Origin of the sequence: Xenorhabdus kozodoii (genome assembly GCF_002632875.1) — a bacterium.
GTDB classification, from domain to species: domain Bacteria; phylum Pseudomonadota; class Gammaproteobacteria; order Enterobacterales; family Enterobacteriaceae; genus Xenorhabdus; species Xenorhabdus kozodoii.
Window position 1 is genome coordinate 63583 of the sequence record NZ_NJCX01000009.1, and the last position, 15474, is coordinate 79056.

Here is a 15474-nt window from a genome sequence, read left to right on the forward strand (position 1 = left end):
GTTGTTCCTGAGAACGGGGCGAATAATACAGTGAATGACCTGATACTGTAAAGTAAAAAAAGCAAAAATAAGCTCAGTCGATTAATTTACAGTCAAAATAGTGTTTTTTTGTTGTTTGTTGTCTAAAAATGGCTAATAAATTGAATGTTTATTGATTTTATAATCCTTAGTATCAATTGTTTATATTGGTAAAACTAGAGCTATCTTGCGATTATTGTGTTTATTTTTACTTTTTTATGAAGATGAAGTGAACAGGTACAAAATCTTACAAAGCAGTCAGGTGTATAATTGATTTTCAATAGAAGGAGTTAACAGGTGTGTGGGGTTCAAAAAGGGAAAATAAAAAAGCGGCTTCCCATGGGAAGCCGCTTAAATCGGTTTAGGAAAATTATCTTTCTTAACCTTAGCATCACGCTGATTTAGCTAGCGAGATATCTGAATTTGGCTCCTCCAGCTGGACTCGAACCAGCGACATACGGATTAACAGTCCGCCGTTCTACCGACTGAACTATGGAGGAATTGGGTTGTTCCTGAGAACGGGGCGAATATTAGCGATGAACTGGAATAGTGTCAACGCAAAAAATTCTTTTTTCTTACTGTTTGCTCATCATGTGAGCTTTTTGATTTATCATCGTACTATTCTATTGAATTTATTAAATTCTTGCGCTGTTATTAACCATGTTAATAGATTGAGCGTAAGGTGATTGTTCCGAACAGGCGATCATAAACACATCATAAAAACAAACTTTTTGTTTTTTTTGCAGGATGCGCTTGATGCCATCTCTGATTTCATCCGGTACTTGAGGATGAGCGAGTATTTCATTGATCGCTTTTTCAGAAACTTGCTCGTTGACAAACCATTCACCGTTATAACATACCCGTAAATCGAGTACGTCAATATCTTCGAAATGGTAAACTGGCTTGATATCAAATAACAGAACGGCTGCCATAGCAATAAAGGCCAGAGTAAATGCAAAAAGAGACCACGTGCCAAAATAGGGCGCGTACCACATGAGCATAGCAAGAAAAGCATAAGCAATGACCATCGCCAGGCACAGGTAGGGATGATGGCGAATGAAAATGCTGTTGAAATGTACTTTACCATCACGATGCTCTTTAAGATTGATCCGTTCAAGATCTTGAATCAATATCTGTTTTATGATTTTCATAATACTAACCCACTTATTTGGAGAAAAAATGCTGTAAAAATCGTGATCGAATTGAAAGTTATGGCATTTTCAAGGTTAGCATGCCCTGAACCTATATCTGTATAGCAATCGTTTTAATTTATTTGGCAAATTGTTATTGTTGGTGTGCAATATCTGTATTCTTGCTAAGAGAAAAGTTGAATAAATCAAATAAAATTATAAAAACTCCTTTTTATTATGTTATTCTGTTCTAATATTGAGCGCCTGAATTTTTTTTTAAGAGATAATACATAAAAAGGTTGCTATTCGTGTGCGGTCATGCGTTAATGCGTTTGGCCTGATTAACAGACCTACTTTATGTACGACATCTTGAGTTAATGCGTTATGTGTAAGTGCTATCCTTGGTAGCCTTTGTTGACCGTTTCCTTCTTAGTGCCTCCATAAGTAATAGCTGATACTGGCCAACACATGCCCGAGGTGGCGAGTTTTTTTTGATATATAGGAAAGTCAAATGTCTGACAAAATGAAAGGTCAAGTGAAGTGGTTCAACGAATCTAAAGGCTTTGGTTTCATCACTCCAGCTGATGGTAGCAAAGACGTATTCGTACATTTCTCTGCCATTCAAGGTAACGGCTTCAAAACTCTGGCTGAAGGCCAGAACGTAGAATTCACCATTGAAAATGGTGCCAAAGGCCCAGCAGCAGCAAACGTGACTGCTATCTAATTTAGCCTTTATGCCTTATTTTAAGCTCGCCAGCGTAAATGCCGTGGCGGGCTTTTTGCTTTTCTGTATCTTATTTTTTGTATTCATCGCGCATCTTATTTATGTATCCAAATTTAAAATTCCCTTTCTTTATTATTAAGTTATAAAAAATAACTTAATGAAAATAATGGGGTGTACTATTACCCACTAAAAATAGAAAGCCACAAAATAATCTTCCTGATTAAAATCTTTACTTGTTAATTCTAACTGTTTATACTCCCCGCAAATTCTATTGGAGAACAATTCATTGGACAGTCAAAGTTTTAGGTTAAACAAAAAAATAATCCGGTAAGCTGTTCATATCCCTCGATTTGCTGCTTACCTGAAATGGTGGGCGGTACTACTTTAACTTCATGAGCTGTACCCACCCGAAGAGAAATTATCCGTTATTAAGGATCTGTTGAATGAGATTCTTAGTAAGGTGTCAACTGAAGGTATACGGGGTATACATGATGTGGTCATATACTCATTCCTTATTCCCTCCGGGAACATACGAATAATCGATTAAATATTCGTCATCAGAATATTCCGTGTACGATGAAGAGATGCCCTCTTCAGGCTATTCTTTGTGTGTTGGTTTTATAGTGAATTAAAAAACTCAACCAATAGCGTTCGGTAAATAAAGTTAACTGAGCGAGCCTTGTGTACATGGTTTTCTATACCTAATAGATTTTAAGCCTGCACTAATCAATCAAGTTAAAATCAATAATTTGAGAGACTTAGAGTATCTTTATCCATTTGATGTTATGGAGAATGCCATGTTGTTAACATCTATTGCAACGCATTTACTATCCGCACTGTGTTTTGGGGCTTTGATTGGCGCTGAACGCCAATGGCGTCAACGTATGGCGGGGCTAAGAACCAACGCTTTGGTATCAACAGGTGCCGCACTTTTCATGATTACTGCAATGAATGCTTCTGGGGGAAGTCCTGATCGCATTGCTGCACAAATTATCTCAGGGGTTGGTTTTCTTGGTGCTGGTGTGATCATGCGTCAGGGAATGAGCATCCGTGGTTTAAATACAGCAGCAACATTATGGTGTTCAGCAGGAATAGGGGAGTTATGTGGCATGGGGCAATATTGGGCAGCAGGTATTGCTACAGCAATTATCCTTTGTGCGAACATTTTATTGCGGGAAATTGCGCAACGAATTAATACCCAACCTCACCATCAAGCCTTAGATTTAGAGCAACGTTATAAAATCCACGTTATCTGCGACATAAATGATGAAATCCTGGTAAGGACTTTGATCTTGCAAGCCCTTAATGGATTAGGTGTCCGATTGCAGTCATTGAGTAGTGCTGATGCCATTCAATCTGGCAGGCTTGAGGTTTGTGCTGAAATATTGGCAACACCTGCAGATCAAAAAGAAATTGAGTCGATTGTCTGTCGAGTAAGTTTAGAAAGAAGTGTGAGTTCAGTTAATTGGAAAATCGCCGCCGAACTCCCTGCTTAGAATATTTTTTTATTATTGATTCTATAATTTTATATTGATAAGGAGCCAATATGGACGATGCCCCCCCACCTCTCACATTGAATAAGGTGTTGCCTATGGAGTAATTTCGTTTCTCAGATAGGCAACGCACAAAAACTTTATATAGAAATTATCCCTTACAGCAAAGGGTGATGGCTATTGCAAATTGAATATAGAGAAAGCGTTATGACTGAGAAATACACAAATAAATCAGCCCATTTTTTCAAGGAATTTATCGTTGCGAAACGAGCCAATCAGAGCCTTGATCATATCCTTACTGATCTTAACGGTAGTACATTTGGTTTAACTGATGATAATGGCGTAGAACGTATAAGACAGTACGGTATTAATGAAGTTGCACATGAAAAAACACCTCATGCCCTGATGCAGCTTATTACCGCTTTCCATAATCCGTTTATCTATGTATTACTACTACTTGCTACAATCAGCTTTTGTACTGATTACTTGCTGCCATCATTCAACAGGGAAGAAACTAATCTTACTGGCGTCATTATTATTTTGATAATGATTACATTAAGCGGATTGCTTCGATTTTGGCAGGAATATCGAACAGGCAAGGCATCGGAAGCCTTGAAATCAATGGTCAATACAACAGCAACCGTTTTGAGACGTCCTTCCGATAATACCAAACCACAAAAAAAAGAAATTCCAATCAAGTACCTGGTTCCGGGAGATATTGTCTATTTATCTGCCGGAGACATGATCCCCGCAGATCTGTACTTAATCCAATCCAGAGATTTATTTATCAGCCAGGCAATTTTGACGGGAGAAGCGATCCCTGTCGAAAAATATGATGCGATGGCCCATGTAAGTGCCAAGACCACGAGTCCTGATAATGTCTCTGAAACAGAGCTACTTGAACTTTCTAATGTCTGTTTAATGGGAACCAATGTGGCCAGTGGCACGGCGACTGCGGTGGTTGTGGCGACAGGAAAACAAACTTACTTTGGTTCACTGGCCAGATCGATCGTAGGAACACGGGCACAAACTGCATTTGATCGTGGTGTGAATAGCGTTAGTTGGTTATTGATCCGTTTTATGTTGGTTATGGTTCCGATTGTATTTTTAATTAATGGGTTAACAAAAGGAGATTGGCTTGATGCGGCGTTATTTGCACTGGCGGTTGCCGTGGGTTTAACGCCTGAAATGCTGCCCATGATTGTCAGTTCTAACCTGGCAAAAGGGGCAATTGCTATGTCAAAGAAAAAAGTCATTGTCAAGCGGCTCAATGCAATACAGAACTTTGGCGCTATGGACGTATTATGTACAGATAAGACAGGGACATTGACCCAGGATAAAATTATTCTCCAGCACTATTTAGATACAGAAGGCAAGGAAGATGTTTCTGTCCTCCAGTGGGCTTGGCTAAACAGTTTTCATCAAAGTGGCACTAAAAATTTAATGGATCAGGCCATTGTTAGGTATGGACGCGACAATTCAGACCTTGATTTCCTCCGCAGCTACAGAAAAATTGATGAGTTACCTTTTGATTTTGTTAGACGCAGATTATCAATTTCTATACAAGATTTGTCTAAAAATTATCAATTGGTCTGCAAGGGAGCCGCAGAGGAAATGCTATCAGTTTGCTCCCATATAAGGATAAAGGAGAAAATTATTCCTCTCACTGAAGAAAACCGTAACAATGTAATGGAATTAGTTAGCAGTTATAACGAACAAGGTTTTAGGGTGTTAATCTTAGCGACACGGGAGTTAAGTCATGATGAAGTGAAACATCCTCTTTCTGTTGCAGATGAAAAGGACATGGTACTTCAAGGTTTATTAACGTTTTTAGATCCACCAAAAGAAAGTGCTGCAATGGCAATTGCGGCACTCAGGGAGAATGGTGTTTCGATTAAGGTACTTACCGGAGATAATCCTGTTGTTACGGCTAAAATTTGTCGAGATGTGGATTTAGATTCTGGAAATATTCTTATTGGCCCTGATATTGAACTAATGAGTGATGAAGACCTTTCAAAAGAAGTGGAATTAAGGTCAGTCTTTTGTAAGTTAACCCCGCTGCAAAAATCACGCATTTTAAAATCATTGCAAAATAATGGACATACTGTTGGCTTTCTTGGTGATGGAATAAATGACGCGCCGGCATTACGGGATGCCGATGTTGGAATTTCAGTTGATACAGGGACTGATATCGCAAAAGAGTCAGCAGATATCATTCTACTTGAAAAGAATTTGATGGTATTAGAGGAGGGGGTTATTAAGGGAAGGGAAACGTTTGGGAATATCATCAAGTATTTAAATATGACTGCCAGTTCAAATTTTGGAAATGTATTTTCTGTATTGGTTGCCAGTGCATTTATTCCATTTTTACCGATGTTAGCCATTCATTTGCTTGTACAAAACCTAATGTACGATATTTCCCAACTGTCTTTGCCGTGGGACAAAATGGATAAGGAGTTTCTGAAAAAGCCCCGTAAATGGGATGCAAAGAATATAGGGCGTTTTATGCTCTGGATTGGCCCTACTTCATCTATCTTCGACATCACGACTTATGCTGTTATGTGGTACGTATTTGCAGCTAACAGTCTAGAACATCAGGCATTATTCCAATCCGGGTGGTTTGTCGAGGGGTTATTGTCGCAGACTTTGGTTGTGCATATGTTACGCACACAAAAAATTCCTTTTGTACAAAGTACCGCGGCACTCCCTGTTTTATTAACGACACTAATAATAATGGCACTTGGTATTTACATTCCATTCTCTCCATTTGGTAACCTAATTGGGTTACAACCACTACCTTGGGAATATTTCCCATGGCTAATTGGGACATTAATAAGCTACTGTATCATCGCTCAAATGATGAAGCGGTTTTACATTCATCGATTTGGTGGATGGTTGTAAATAATTCTCATTAATTAATATCTTATTCTGTATGGGTTAAGGGAATAATCCATATGGGATGGATGACATTCTGACTCTCATCATGACGAACTTTTTACAAATATTTAGAATAGGTATTGATGTTATTCTTTAAACATGAATCGTCTATCACAATATAAATAAAATTAAGGAGGCAATAGAGTTACATTTGCCCTTTATTCTTTTTATTTGAATCGTCAATTTAATCTCCTTATTGCTATTTTTCCCCAAAGCCAAATAGGATAATTTGCTTTTTTAATATCTGTTTCCATATCTGATTTTATTTTTTATTTAGGCTCGTTATTCCTCTTTTAATTGGGTTTTATGTAATAATATATTGTTGCCAAATTTGCATTTGGGAATTATTTTATCTTTATATTTTTTGTTATTTAAGCAAATTCATTTTTGGTCAATAAGCCGCCTTGTTTGAAAATCTAGTTGCTGATTTGTCTGTTCTGAAAAACCCCACAAAACATTTGCCATACTTATCATTTTGGTCGTGAGTGCAAAATTTAATTATTAATTTTTCTTATTTATTGTGCGTATAAGCTAGCCAATGCGAGGAAATAATCAGCAACAGACATTGAGTTAAATTTATGTCACAAGCTGGCTGTTTATGTGTTTGTTTGGTTTAGTAAAATTTATTGATTGTAATGGAGTAAGACATCCTTGGTAGATCGTGGAGCAGATTGAATTTTGCTTAATTAGCAAAGCCTTGCTAGTTGGGTTTGTGGGAGGAAAAAGATACAGATGTTTTTTATTTCAATATCATACTGTATTTTATCTTATTTTTGTGATCTGTGTAATGTTTGTACTCAAAGTGGGACTACGGGTTCTTTTTTTTCTGTTTGAAAATAGGGCGATCGTAAACTAAAAATGATCAGACTGATAGCTTTTTAATAACTAGTATTCACATATAATTAATAAATTTGGCATGACTATGATCTAAATCAAGTTATAGTGGAAGATGAGTGCCTACCTGCATTATCAAGGTGCAAATTTTATTGTGATATTGATAATTTAACTAAAGGAAGGATTTTTTATCGTTATTTTGGATTTGTAAGTTTAATAGATCGTGTAAAACCAAAAACGGTCACTAATATTTTTATTTAAATAATTTAACTTATTAATTGTAGACTATTTTCCGTTTTTTATCGCTTGAATAGTTAATGAGCTAGAATCATAATAAAAAGCACTAGTTTTGTGATCTAGATCACATAGTATTTAAAATGACATATATTCTCCGTTGTATAAGTTGATGATTCAGGAGTAAAGTTAATTAGCATTAAGAATATTCTTAATCAATTTTGGCAAGTGCATTACCCAGATGACGCAATAATACTTTTACAACCCATTACCGAAATATTTTAGAAATTGGGCGATCCCAAGAGTAATACAAAGGACAGTTACTGCTCTGGCTAAAGATGTATATTTCAGTTATGTCGGAGATTATTGAATCTCATGCTACTGGTAATTTTGTCGTGAGTGATTCTTTGATCACTTAATTTGATTTTTTCATGTAATCGGACGGGATATATAGAAATGAGTACGGCTGAATTGCTCAAACATATTTATGACATAAATTTATCGTATTTGCTTTTGGCACAACGGCTAATTAACCATGAGAAAGCATCTGCGATATTCCGTTTAGGTATTAGTGAATCGATGGCTGATACGTTGGCCGAGCTGACATTGCCTCAGTTAGTAAAATTAGCTGAAACAAACCAACTGATTTGCCATTTTCGGTTTGAAGATCACGAAACCGTACAGCAGTTAACTAAAGAATCACGGGTGGACGATCTGCAACAAATTCATACAGGTATCTTGCTGTCTACTCATCTTTTTCAGCAGTTATCCGCCCAGGATGACACATCAATCAAGAAAAGAGCGTAAAGATGGTTGAAAAAAGTATTGTTCAGGAAGCGAAAGATATTCAACTGGCAATGGAACTCATCACTTTAGGCGCACGATTGCAAATGCTTGAAAGTGAAACTCAGCTAAGTAGAGGCCGATTGATCCGGTTGTATAAGGAGTTGCGGGGAAGCCCTCCGCCTAAAGGGATGCTCCCCTTTTCGACGGATTGGTTTATGACTTGGGAACAAAATATTCATTCGTCAATGTTCTACAATGCTTACCGTTTTCTGTTGAAAAGTGGACATTGTGCAGGGGTCGAGGCTGTTGTCAAAGCATATCGTCTATATCTTGAACAATGCCCTCCGGCGAGAGAAGAAGGGCCTGTTTTGGCATTAACCAGAGCGTGGACATTGGTTCGCTTTGTTGACAGCGGGATGTTACAACCAACACAATGCCGCTGCTGTGGCGGAACTTTTATCACACATGCCCACCAACCGGTAAATAGCTTTGTTTGTAGTCTCTGTCAGCCCCCTTCGCGGGCAGTAAAAAAACGTAAACTTTCCCCTCAACCTGCCGATACTAATTCACAACTGCTGGATGGATTTGCTCAGCAAGCTGTGTGAATTTAAATGGGAAAGTAAAATTCAGGTTACAGGTTTGATCATAAACTCTGTAACCTGTTGTCACACTCTTCTCTGTTTATGAATTCTCCCTGTTCAAATCCCATCTGCTCACCAACTTAGCTAAAGGATATCGCGTGTTAGTACTTTTAGGATATATCGTGGTTTTTGGTGCGGTAATTGGTGGCTACTTACTTGTCGGTGGTCACATGGGCGCACTTTACCAGCCAGCGGAATTTTTAATTATTGCAGGTGCGGGAATTGGCGCTTTTATCGTAGGCAATAATGGCAAGGCGATAAAGGCAACACTGCGTGTTTTACCTAAAATATTGCGCAGATCGAAATACAACAAGGCGATGTACATGGATCTCATGGCATTACAGTTTCGCCTGTTGTCCAAATCCCGCCAGAATGGACTATTGGCTCTGGAGCGGGATATTGAAAACCCACACCAGAGCGATATCTTCACACAGTATCCCCGTTTGTTGAAAGATCAGCATTTGATGGATTTTATCACTGATTACTTGCGCCTGATCATCGGCGGTAACATGAACCCGCATGAAATCGAAGCCTTGATGGACGAAGAGATCGAGACTTACGAACAGGAAAGTGAAGCCCCCGCCACGAGTTTGGCAATGGTAGGAGATTCATTGCCCGCATTCGGAATTGTTGCGGCTGTCATGGGCGTTGTCCATGCTTTGGGAGCAGCAGATCGTCCGGCAGGGGAATTGGGGGGATTGATTGCACATGCCATGGTGGGAACATTTCTTGGGATCTTACTCTCTTATGGTTTTGTTTCCCCTTTGGCGACACTCCTTCGTCAACGCAGCAGCGAGCAGGTCAAAATGATGCAATGTATCAAGGTGACGCTGCTTTCCAGTTTGCATGGTTATGCACCACAAATTGCAGTTGAATTCGGTCGTAAAACATTATTCCTCACAGATCGCCCTTCGTTCACAGAACTGGAAGAACATGTTCGTCGGGTTAAATCTCCTGTACAACAAGAAGTTGAAGAATAATTATGAGAGCGAATAATGTTTCCGTCATCAGAATAAAGAAGCGTAAAAAACATGACTCGCACCATGCCGGCGGATCATGGAAGATTGCCTATGCTGATTTTATGACCGCAATGATGGCGTTCTTTCTGGTGATGTGGTTGATATCGATAGCCAGCCCACAGGAGTTGACCAGCATTGCCGAGTATTTCCGTACCCCTTTGAAGGTAGCTATTAACCATGGCCCGAAAAGCAGTGATAGCACTAACCCGATCCCAGGGGGAGGGGATGATGTTTTTCAGCAGGATGGGGAAGTTTCCCGTCAATCCAATGTCGTTGAAACTCAAGAAGAAAATCGCCGATTAAATCGGTTGCACCGACAACTTGACCAATTGATTATTACCGATCCTCGCCTTAAAGAGCTGCGTCCCCATCTATTGATTGACATGATGGAAGAAGGTTTGCGCATCCAGATTATCGATCGAGAAAATCGTCCAATGTTTAAGATTGGTAGTGCAAAAGTTGAAAGTTATATGAGCGATATCTTGCGGGCTATTGCACCAATTTTAAACGACATTCCAAACAAAGTTAGCCTTTCTGGTCACACTGATAATTTACAGTATGTCAATGGCCAGCGAGGTTACAGCAACTGGGAGCTTTCTTCAGATCGCGCCAATGCATCAAGGCGTGAATTGCTGATAGGTGGACTCGATGAAGCCAAAGTTCTGCGGGTTGTGGGGATGGCATCCACGGTTAGTATGCAAAAAGGTATCGATCCTAATGCGCCGGTTAACCGTCGTATCAGCATCATTGTACTGAATAAAGATGCAGAAAAACGGATTGAGCAGGAAAACAGTGGCGGTAACGCCATGACTGCTAACAATAGTATGGATATGCAAGAAGTCATCAGAATGGATTCAAATGAGGGAACGACGGCTCAACAACCCACCGAGCAATCCCATGTGATCATAAAACATGAAATCATAAAATCGGAACAGCCAATGGCTGAACCGCCAAGTGATAACAAGATGACAGAGTAAGAACGATGGATATTACCGCGTTTTATCAAACTTTCTTTGATGAAGCAGATGAACTATTGGCTGATATGGAGCAGCATTTATTGCTGCTTGATGCTGATGAGCCTGATCGTGAACAGCTAAACGCAATATTTCGCAGCGCCCACTCCATTAAGGGGGGCGCTGCGACTTTTGGCTTTACCAAGCTGCAACAGACCACGCATGTTCTGGAAAATCTGCTCGATAGCGCCAGACGTGATGAAATACGTTTGACCATTGACATTATCAACCTGTTTTTAGAAGCGAAAGATATTATGCAGCAACAATTGGATGCCTATAAAAGTTCCCAGGAGCCGGATGAAGACACATTCAATTATATCTGCGAGACACTGCGTCAGCTTGCATTAGAACTACAGCAAGAGCAGCAAGAAGAAAAATTGTCTGCAATTCAGGCTGAGCCTGTCACGGAAGATGTTGTAAATGAAATTGAGGAAAAACAGGCAGTAACATCAATTCAGTCCGAAGAAACACAGCCGGAAGAGAAACCTTCTTCAGCCGACAAATCCAACCATGGACAGATACGTGTTCATTTGTCTGGATTGAAAGAACGCGAAGTCAGTTTAATGAAGGATGAATTGGGACATCTTGGTGAGATTTATGATGTAGAACAGACAACCAACAGTCTTGAAGCCTCATTGATAACATCTGCGACAGAAGATGATATTACGGCTGTGTTGTGCTTTGTCATTGAGCCGGAGCAAATCACTTTCTTACCAACAAAGGGATCTCAGCCGGAAAGTGCGAATGCTAAAACGGAACAAGATCCTGCTGTAAAACCGGATACAGTAAAAATTTCGGCAAAAAATAGCACAGAAGACCGTAATACAGCAGAAGATACCACTACAGCAACAGATAAAATAGCTGCAACTCATTCACAGCCAACGAATACCCCGCCAAAAACAGATGTACATGAAGTTGGGCGGCCAGCGCCACGCCCGGCCGCGGGATCGCCACGCCAACGTGCAGAATCATCCAGTATTCGTGTTGCCGTTGAAAAAGTTGACCAGCTTATCAATTTAGTGGGTGAATTGGTTATTACTCAGTCTATGCTGGCTCAACACTGTAACGGCCTGGAACCGACCAAACACAGTGAACTGTTGAGTTGTATGGCTCAATTGCAGCGTAATTCCCGTGACTTACAAGAATCTGTCATGTCAATTCGCATGATGCCAATGGAATACGTTTTTAGCCGTTATCCGCGTTTGGTGCGAGATTTGGCTGGAAAACTCAATAAGAAAGTAGAACTGACATTGATTGGTAGTTCGACAGAGCTGGATAAGAGTTTAATTGAACGGATTATCGATCCTCTAACCCATCTGGTGCGAAATAGTCTTGACCACGGTATTGAAAATCCTGAAAAACGTCTTGCGGCGGGTAAATCAGAAACGGGTAATTTAACTCTGGCGGCTGAGCATCAAGGTGGCAATATCTGCATTGAAGTCATTGACGATGGCGCTGGCCTAAACCGAGAGAAAATCTTGGCAAAAGCACAATCCCAGGGCTTAAACGTCAGTGAAAATATGAGCAACGAAGAAGTCGCTATGCTGATTTTTGCTCCTGGCTTCTCTACCGCAGAAGTGGTCACTGATGTTTCTGGCCGTGGTGTTGGTATGGATGTGGTCAAGCGCAACATTCAGGATATGGGCGGGCAAATTCAGATTAACTTCCAGGAAGGGAAGGGAACCGTCATCCGTATTTTGCTGCCACTAACTTTGGCAATACTCGATGGCATGTCAGTCAGGGTTAATGGTGAAGTTTTCATCCTGCCATTGAGTGCCGTCGTCAGTTCATTGCAACCACAACAGGAAGATATCTATCCGTTAGCGGGTGATGAAAAATTATTGCAGGTACGTGGGGAATATTTGCCGCTGCTTGAACTGTATCGCATATTCGATATTCCTAATGGGATCACTGATCCGACCAAAGGTATCGCTGTGATCGTGCAAAGTGCCGGACGCCGCTATGCCTTGCTGGTGGATAAGCTGGTGGGGCAGCATCAAGTCGTTGTTAAAAATATTGAGAGTAATTACCGCAAAGTACCCGGTATTTCGGCGGCCACCATTATGGGGGATGGTAGTGTTGCACTCATTATTGATATCCCTGCTTTGCAGAAACTTAACCATGAACAATTGGCTGAGCGCAAAGCGGAATTGACGAATAACAAATAGGAGATACCCAATAGATTTCAAGCTGGGGTATGCCCACAAAAAGGCGGCTTGAAAGGCGAAGGGTAAAAATATTTCACACTAAAAGGTAACATCATGTCAGCCATAGAAGAATTGAATAAATTATCGGGGGAAACAGCCGGAAAGGAATATCTGGTTTTCACCTTGGGTGATGAAGAGTATGGAATTGAGATATTAAAAGTACAGGAAATTCGCGGTTATGACCAAGTTACCCGCATTGCGAACACGCCGGCTTTTATAAAGGGGATCACCAATCTGCGTGGCGTGATTGTTCCTATTATCGATCTGAGGATCAAGTTCTCGCAGGAAGATGTCACCTATAACGACAATACCGTTGTCATTGTGCTGAACCTGCTTAACCGGGTTGTTGGAATTGTGGTTGACGGTGTGTCTGACGTGCTGTCGCTGAAAGAAAATCAGATTTGCCCTGCGCCAGAATTTGCCGTCACTTTATCAACAGAATACCTCACGGGGCTTGGCTCTATTGATGAACGAATGCTGATCCTGGTTGATATCGAAAAACTTCTCAACAGCGAAGAAATGGCATTGGTTGATTCAGTTGCCAAAGGTTGATGTAAAGATTGATGTTTTGGGGCTGCTCAATAAAAAAACTGCAGCCCTTTTGTTCTAGATCAAAAAAATACGGCAAAAAATCAATTTATAGAATTATACGTAAAGTTCCCTTTAAGTGTGCCGATAACACTGGCATAGAAATTTATGAAAAAAGGGAAGTCATGTTTAACCGAATGAAAATCGTGACGGGATTAATCTCAGTCATCATATTGTTTGGTGCTTTGCAAATTATCTCCGGGGGATTGTTCTTCAAAGGGTTGAAGAATGATGTGGAAGCATTTGATTTAATAGATAAAATGCGAGAACAGCAAATCTATCTGGATGAAAGCTGGGTTAACCTGTTGCAAGCCCGTAATAACCTGAACCGTGTTGGCATCATGTACATGATGAAAGCTCGCGGTGTTGAAGGTAGCTATAAAGTTGATGACGCCCTGTCAGAAGCCAAAGCTAATATTGCCCGTGCTGAACGGCACTTCGAAAAATATGAACAGACAGAAAGGCTGTCTTTTTATGATCCAGAAAGTCTTCAACGTTTGAAACAAACCCACCAGGACTATCTGAATGCGCTGAAAGCGCTAGATAACATGCTGGCGAACAACAAATTTGAGGAATTTTTCCTGCAAAAAACCACGGATTACCAGAACGCATTTGATGCGGAATTTAACGTTTATTTAACCCAGAACGCAAAATTTTATGAACAGGTGTCACAGGAAGCTGACAAAGCATACAGCAATGTCATTGTTTCTCTGATACTGGTGATGGTTCTGCTGTGTGTGGTGATGACAATAAGCTGGATTGGCTTACGTAAGGCGTTGATCGATCCGCTGCACAAATTGCTGGACAATATCAAATCCTTCTCAAGAGGGGACTTGACCCAGACGATCACCGTCATGGGCAATAATGAGATGGGGATGCTGGCCGTTGGTTTGAAACACATGCAGGAAGAACTGATCAATACGGTCAGAAGTGTTCATCAAAGCACCGAAACCATCTATACCGGCACCAGCGAAATTGCGGCGGGTAACAATGATCTTTCCTCCCGTACTGAGCAGCAAGTGGCTTCGTTGGAAGAAACGGCTGCCAGCATGGAACAGTTGACGGCAACAGTTAAACAAAATGCCGACAATGCCCGTCAAGCCAGCAACCTGGCTGACAATGCCTCTGAAATCGCCCGTCAGGGAGGCAAAGTGGTGGCCAATGTCGTAGAAACGATGCATGAAATTGCAGACAGTTCCCGCAAAATCTCTGATATCACTGGCGTCATTGATGCAATTGCCTTCCAAACCAACATTCTCGCCCTTAACGCCGCCGTGGAAGCTGCCCGTGCCGGTGAGCATGGCCGCGGTTTTGCTGTAGTGGCCGGTGAAGTGCGCAACCTGGCCCAGCGCAGCGCAGAAGCGGCGAAAGAAATCAAGGCACTGATCGAAGACTCGGTAAACCGTACCGATACCGGCTCCATACAGGTAGAAAGTGCTGGCGAAACCATGAACAAAATTGTCGATTCTGTGACCCGCGTGACTGACATTATGGGGGAAATTGCATCGGCTTCTGATGAACAGAGCAGAGGGATCACGCAAGTGGGTGTCGCTATTTCCGAAATGGACAGAGTGACACAGCAAAATGCGTCATTGGTTGAACAGTCTGCTGCCGCTGCCGCCGCATTGGAAGAGCAGGCCAAGATATTAACCAAAGCAGTTGCGATGTTCCAGTTACCGGAGCAGGCAGAAAGGATGCAGCCTGAAAAAAGAAGACATGAAGTTTTATCGACCCCTCCAGCTAATAAAAAAAATTCTCCCGTGCTGAAGAAAGACAGCAATGTGGAAGACCCCTCTAATTGGGAAACATTCTAAAAAATAATAGCGATAACCACGGCTGCACTCTGCAGC

At 40.9% G+C, this 15474-nt stretch carries 11 protein-coding genes and 1 tRNA gene; 10 read left to right on the top strand and 2 right to left on the bottom strand.

All coding sequences use genetic code 11. The annotated features are described in order from the left end of the window. Nucleotides 1-442 precede the first annotated feature (442 nt). Nucleotides 443-518: transfer RNA gene (locus tag Xkoz_RS07785), tRNA-Asn, on the bottom strand. Nucleotides 519-653: 135 nt separating this feature from the next. Beyond that, complete coding sequence (locus Xkoz_RS07790) at nucleotides 654-1169, bottom strand: YlaC family protein (protein ID WP_099141621.1); 516 nt, start codon at nucleotides 1167-1169, stop codon at nucleotides 654-656. Between the two features lie 490 nt (nucleotides 1170-1659). On the opposite strand from Xkoz_RS07790, the gene cspE reads away from it, so the two are divergent. The 10 genes from cspE (at nucleotide 1660) to Xkoz_RS07840 (ending at nucleotide 15438) form a co-directional block, all read left to right on the top strand. Continuing rightward, complete coding sequence (gene cspE, locus Xkoz_RS07795; protein WP_010847246.1) at nucleotides 1660-1872, top strand: transcription antiterminator/RNA stability regulator CspE; 213 nt, start codon at nucleotides 1660-1662, stop codon at nucleotides 1870-1872. 797 nt (nucleotides 1873-2669) lie between these two features. Then, nucleotides 2670-3368: an MgtC family protein gene (locus Xkoz_RS07800; RefSeq protein WP_244183431.1), complete on the top strand. Its 699-nt coding sequence runs from the start codon at nucleotides 2670-2672 to the stop codon at nucleotides 3366-3368. Between the two features lie 204 nt (nucleotides 3369-3572). Next, nucleotides 3573-6266 (top strand): magnesium-translocating P-type ATPase, encoded by a 2694-nt coding sequence (gene mgtA, locus Xkoz_RS07805; protein ID WP_099141623.1) that lies wholly within the window; start codon nucleotides 3573-3575, stop codon nucleotides 6264-6266. A 1560-nt stretch (nucleotides 6267-7826) separates the two neighbouring features. Continuing rightward, nucleotides 7827-8177, top strand: coding sequence for a flagellar transcriptional regulator FlhD (flhD, locus tag Xkoz_RS07810; protein ID WP_099141624.1), 351 nt, complete (start codon nucleotides 7827-7829; stop codon nucleotides 8175-8177). A 2-nt stretch (nucleotides 8178-8179) separates the two neighbouring features. Beyond that, nucleotides 8180-8761: a flagellar transcriptional regulator FlhC gene (gene flhC / locus Xkoz_RS07815; protein ID WP_099141625.1), complete on the top strand. Its 582-nt coding sequence runs from the start codon at nucleotides 8180-8182 to the stop codon at nucleotides 8759-8761. 134 nt (nucleotides 8762-8895) lie between these two features. After that, nucleotides 8896-9777: a flagellar motor stator protein MotA gene (motA, locus tag Xkoz_RS07820; RefSeq protein WP_099141626.1), complete on the top strand. Its 882-nt coding sequence runs from the start codon at nucleotides 8896-8898 to the stop codon at nucleotides 9775-9777. A gap of 2 nt (nucleotides 9778-9779) precedes the next feature. Further along, a complete protein-coding gene (motB, locus tag Xkoz_RS07825) occupies nucleotides 9780-10793 on the top strand; it encodes a flagellar motor protein MotB (protein WP_099141627.1) in 1014 nt (337 codons plus the stop codon). A gap of 65 nt (nucleotides 10794-10858) precedes the next feature. Beyond that, complete coding sequence (cheA, locus tag Xkoz_RS07830; protein WP_422646089.1) at nucleotides 10859-12997, top strand: chemotaxis protein CheA; 2139 nt, start codon at nucleotides 10859-10861, stop codon at nucleotides 12995-12997. Nucleotides 12998-13090: 93 nt separating this feature from the next. Continuing rightward, the gene (cheW, locus tag Xkoz_RS07835) at nucleotides 13091-13588 is read left to right on the top strand and encodes a chemotaxis protein CheW (protein WP_099141629.1); all 498 of its coding nucleotides are present in this window, start codon (nucleotides 13091-13093) and stop codon (nucleotides 13586-13588) included. 161 nt (nucleotides 13589-13749) lie between these two features. Then, complete coding sequence (locus tag Xkoz_RS07840; protein WP_099141630.1) at nucleotides 13750-15438, top strand: methyl-accepting chemotaxis protein; 1689 nt, start codon at nucleotides 13750-13752, stop codon at nucleotides 15436-15438. The last annotated feature ends 36 nt before the right edge of the window (nucleotides 15439-15474 follow it).